3 protein-coding genes are annotated in these 4,154 nt (G+C 64.5%); 2 read left to right on the top strand and 1 reads right to left on the bottom strand.

Features of this window, described 5'->3' with window-relative positions; all coding sequences use genetic code 11:
* Positions 1 to 74 precede the first annotated feature (74 nt).
* Positions 75 to 467 (bottom strand): hypothetical protein, encoded by a 393-nt coding sequence (locus FHS81_RS18535; RefSeq protein WP_109614750.1) that lies wholly within the window; start codon positions 465 to 467, stop codon positions 75 to 77.
* A gap of 150 nt (positions 468 to 617) precedes the next feature.
* Here FHS81_RS18535 and FHS81_RS18530 point away from each other — a divergent pair, with 150 nt between their 5' ends.
* The gene (locus FHS81_RS18530; RefSeq protein ID WP_056103234.1) at positions 618 to 1,226 is read left to right on the top strand and encodes a recombinase family protein; all 609 of its coding nucleotides are present in this window, start codon (positions 618 to 620) and stop codon (positions 1,224 to 1,226) included.
* An 8-nt stretch (positions 1,227 to 1,234) separates the two neighbouring features.
* On the top strand, positions 1,235 to 4,154 hold a 2,920-nt coding region (locus FHS81_RS18525; protein WP_183755058.1), incomplete at its 3' end, for a Tn3 family transposase.

Genomic DNA, 4,154 nt, shown 5'->3' with positions numbered 1-4,154 from the left:
GGGCATTGAGTAGCAACGGAACAGAAAACTCACTTAAGCGGCCGAGGTGGGCTTTCCGACATTCCGGCACGGCGTTAGCGCCAGCGATCCAGCTCCTTGATCGTTGACCTGTGGCATTTGAGGTGATGCTTCATCAGCCTGATGTCGTGGAGGTAATCCTGCTCCGGCCGGAATTCGTAATCCGGATCGATATGGAGGTGGTTGCGGGTAAAGCATTCGACCAGGTTGATGCCGTCCCAGGTGCCGATGACCTGTTCGAGGCTTTTCGCCATATGATGCAAAGGGGAACCGGGCTCGTTTTCATCCCTCATCTTGTGAAGACGCACATGGATGTGCTGCAGCATGTCGGTCCGCATGTAGCGGTTCAGGAGCATGAGCGAGTGGGCCGGCGTCTTCGGCACGGCAAAGCCCATCTTGTCTTCCGGCGGCAGGTCCGGAACATTCGGGCGGTGGTCTGTGTCGGGCATCGCAACAAACCCCGGTTTTCTGCACCTCGGAACAACACGCCGGCGAATCTGGCGCGACGATCTGCCGATTTCATATAAAGCCTTGGATAAACCTATAGCCAGAAAACCTGGCCCCCGCTACGTTGATAGACGAAGGGGGCGAACATCACCATGCTGATCGGATATATGCGGGTGTCGACGGCCGAGCAGAGCCTCGACCTTCAACGCGATGCGCTCGAAAAGGCTGGCTGTCGGAAGATCTACGAGGATGTCTGTTCGGGCCGCGCCACCGAGCGGCCCGGCCTTGCCCAGGCACTCGACACCGCTCGCGAGGGCGACACGCTTGTCATCTGGAAACTCGACCGGATCGGACGATCCCTGCCGCATGTCGTCGGGCTTGTCGGCGAGCTTCAGAAGCAGGGGATCGGGCTGAAGGTGCTGACCGGTGACGTCGACACGACCACGGCGACGGGGCGACTTGTCTTTGGCATTTTCGCCACGCTCGCCGAGTTCGAGCGCGATCTCATCCATGAGCGCACGATGGCAGGTCTGGCCGCCGCGCGAGCCCGGGGTCGCGCCGGCGGACGGCCGCGGATGATGACCCGTCCGAAGCTTAAGACCGCGATGGCGATGATGGCGGACCGGGAAAACAGCGCCCGTGATGTCGCCACCCAGCTCGGCGTCTCGCTGTCGACGCTCTATGCCTATGTCGACAGCAAGGGCCAACCGCGCCCGCGTGCCGCTGATCTTCTCAAGAAGCGTTCGGTCGCCGCGAAATAGGAGAGCCCGTGCCGGTCAGCTTCCTCACCGAGGACCAGGTCCGGCGCTACGGTCGTTTCGCGGACGAGCCGACCTCCGATCAGTTGGTCAGGTACTTCTATCTCGATGACGCCGATCGCGCGTTTGTCGCCGAGCATCGCGGCGATCGCAACCGCCTGGGCGTCGCCGTCCAGCTCGGATCGGTTCGCCTGCTCGGGGTGTTTCTCGAGGACCTTGCGACAGCTCCGGCGTCCGCCGTGGGGTACGCGGCAGAGCAACTCGGCCTCAATGATCCGGGCGCGATTTTCGCCTATGCGAACGACCGGGCGCGCTGGCGACATATCCCGCGCATCCGGGCACGCTATGGCTATCGCTCCGTCACCGATCCCGGCGTGTCGTTCCGGCTGAGCCGCTTTCTCTACGCCCTTTGCTGGACCGGCACCGACCGGCCCTCGGCGCTGTTCGATAGAGCTGTTTCCTTTCTGCTCGCCAACAAGGTTTTGCTGCCGGGACTGTCGGTGCTCGAGCGGACGGTCTCCCGCGTTCGCGCGCGCGCCAATGCCCGTCTGTTCCGCCGCCTCGTCGACAAGGTGACGCCCGAACAGCGCGAGCGGCTCGACGCTCTCGTCGTGGTGCCGGAAGGTGTCCGCCAGAGCCCCCTCGATCGCCTTCGGGACGGTCCTTATATCCAGAGCGGCCCAGAGATCAGCCGGGCGCTGGCGCGTCTCGACGAAATCCGCGTCATCACGGAAGGGTTGCCGGAAATCGACAGGCTGCCGCCTGGTCGCATCAATGCGCTCGCCCGCTTCGCGTCCGCTGCCAAGGCACAGGCGGTCGCCCGACTTCCGGACGATCGGCGGACCGCAACGCTTCTGGCGTTCATCCGCACACTCGAGGCCAGCGCCAGCGACGACGTCATCGATCTGTTCGACGTCGTCACCACGACGATCTTTTCCAATGCGCAGGCGGCCTCAAGGGAGGCGCGTCTGCGCTCGCTTCGCGACCTCGATGCCGCTGCGCTGAAGCTGCGCGACGCCGCCGCCGTTTTGTTCGACGAGGCGACACCGGACGCCGAGGTTCGTGCCGTCATCTTCGAGACCGTGGGGCGCGATCTCCTGAAAACCGCCTATGACCGGGTGGGTGCACTCGCCGAGCCGCCCGACGACGTCTATTTCGCCGAACTCAGGAAACACCGGGGGCAGTTTCGCTTCGCGCCGGCGCTGCTGCGTGGGCTCGACCTCGACGCGGCTCCGGCGGGCAGGTCGCTCCTGGATGCCGTTGAACACGTGCGTGCCCTTCAAGATGGCGTCAAACGGTCTGGACCCGCACCCGCCGCCTTCGCACCGAAGGAGTGGATTGGCCAGTTGAAAGCGGCCGACGGCAAGATTGACCTGTTCGGCTATCGGCTGTGCGTACTTGATCAGCTCCGGCGCACGATCCGCCGGCGGGATGTCTTTGCGTCCCGGTCGCTGCGCTACGCCGATCCACGCAAGGGTCTTCTGTCCGGCGCGGCCTGGGAAGCGGCTCGCCCGGCCGTTTGTCGCACGGTCGGGGTCTCGGCGTCGGCCGACGAGGAACTGACCCGGCTTTCGACACGCCTTGATCTCGCCTATCGGGAAACCGCCGATCGCGCGCCCGCCAACCCGGCGCTGTCGTTCGAGACGACGGCCGGCGGCGTCGATCTGTCGGTCGCGCAGCTCGACAAGATCGAGGAGCCGCCGAGCCTCGTGGCGCTTCGCACCGAAATCGAGACCCGACTCCCGCATGTCGATCTGCCTGAACTTATCCTCGAAATACAGGCGCGGACTGGATTTGCCGAGCATTTTACCCACGCGAGCGAAGGTGGTTCACGCGCCGAGGACATCGCGACGAGCGTCAGCGCGGTTCTCCTGGCCGAAGCCTGCAATACTGGCTTCGAGCCGCTTGTCCGGCGGGACAGCCCGGCGCTTCGCCGATCGCGGCTGAGCTGGGTGAAACAGAACTTTCTGCGCGCCGAGACGCTGACCGCCGCCAACGCAGCACTGGTGGCGGCGCAGAACGCGGTCCCACTCGCCCGATCCTGGGGCGGCGGCGAAGTTGCCTCGGCCGACGGCTTGCGCTTTGTCGTGCCGGTGCGCACCATTCATTCCGGCCCCAATCCTCACTACTTCGGACACGAGCGCGGCGTCACCTGGTACAATCTGGCGTCCGACCAGTACACCGGCCTCAACGCGATCACCATTCCCGGAACGTTGCGCGACAGCCTTTATCTCCTGGCCCTCGTCCTGGAGCAGGAAACCGAGCTTTCTCCAACCGAGATCATGACCGACACCGCAGGCTACACCGACACGATCTTCGGAATCTTCCATCTCCTCGGCTACCAGTTCAGTCCTCGCATCGCCGACATCGGCGGCTCCCGGTTCTGGCGGGTGGACAGGAAAGCTGATTACGGCCTGCTCGACGGGCTTGCGGCGAACCGGATCAACGTGCGCCTCATCGCCGACCACTGGGACGACCTCCTGCGCCTCGCCGGGTCGCTGAAACTCGGCGTCGTGCGAGCCGCCGGGCTCACCCGCACCCTCCAGACCAACGATCGCCCGATGAAACTGGCCCGTGCGCTCCAGGAGCTGGGACGCCTGATCAAGACGCTCTACCTGCTGCGGTTCATCGATGACGAGAGCTATCGCCGGCGCATCCTCATACAGCTCAACCGCGGCGAAAATCGCCACAGGCTGGCGCGCGTGATCTTCCACGGCAAGCGTGGCGAACTGCGCCAGCGCTATCGCGACGGTCAGGAGGACCAGCTCGGCTCGCTCGGCCTGGTGGTCAACGTCGTCGTCCTGTGGAACACGATCTATATGGACGCCGCTCTCAATCAGCTGCGCGCCGAAGGATACGAGGTGAAGTCCGAGGACGTCGCCCACCTTTCCCCGTTGAGCTTCGGCCACATCAACATGCTCGGCCGTTACG

The organism is Pseudochelatococcus contaminans, assembly GCF_014195635.1.
GTDB lineage: Bacteria > Pseudomonadota > Alphaproteobacteria > Rhizobiales > Beijerinckiaceae > Pseudochelatococcus > Pseudochelatococcus contaminans.
This window is presented reverse-complemented; position numbering and strand designations above follow the sequence as displayed.

Coding starts and splice junctions, on each gene's coding strand:
- FHS81_RS18535 (WP_109614750.1), bottom strand. CDS start 467: ATGCCCGACACAGACCACCGCCCGAATGTTCCGGACCTGCCGCCGGAA.
- FHS81_RS18530 (WP_056103234.1), top strand. CDS start 618: ATGCTGATCGGATATATGCGGGTGTCGACGGCCGAGCAGAGCCTCGAC.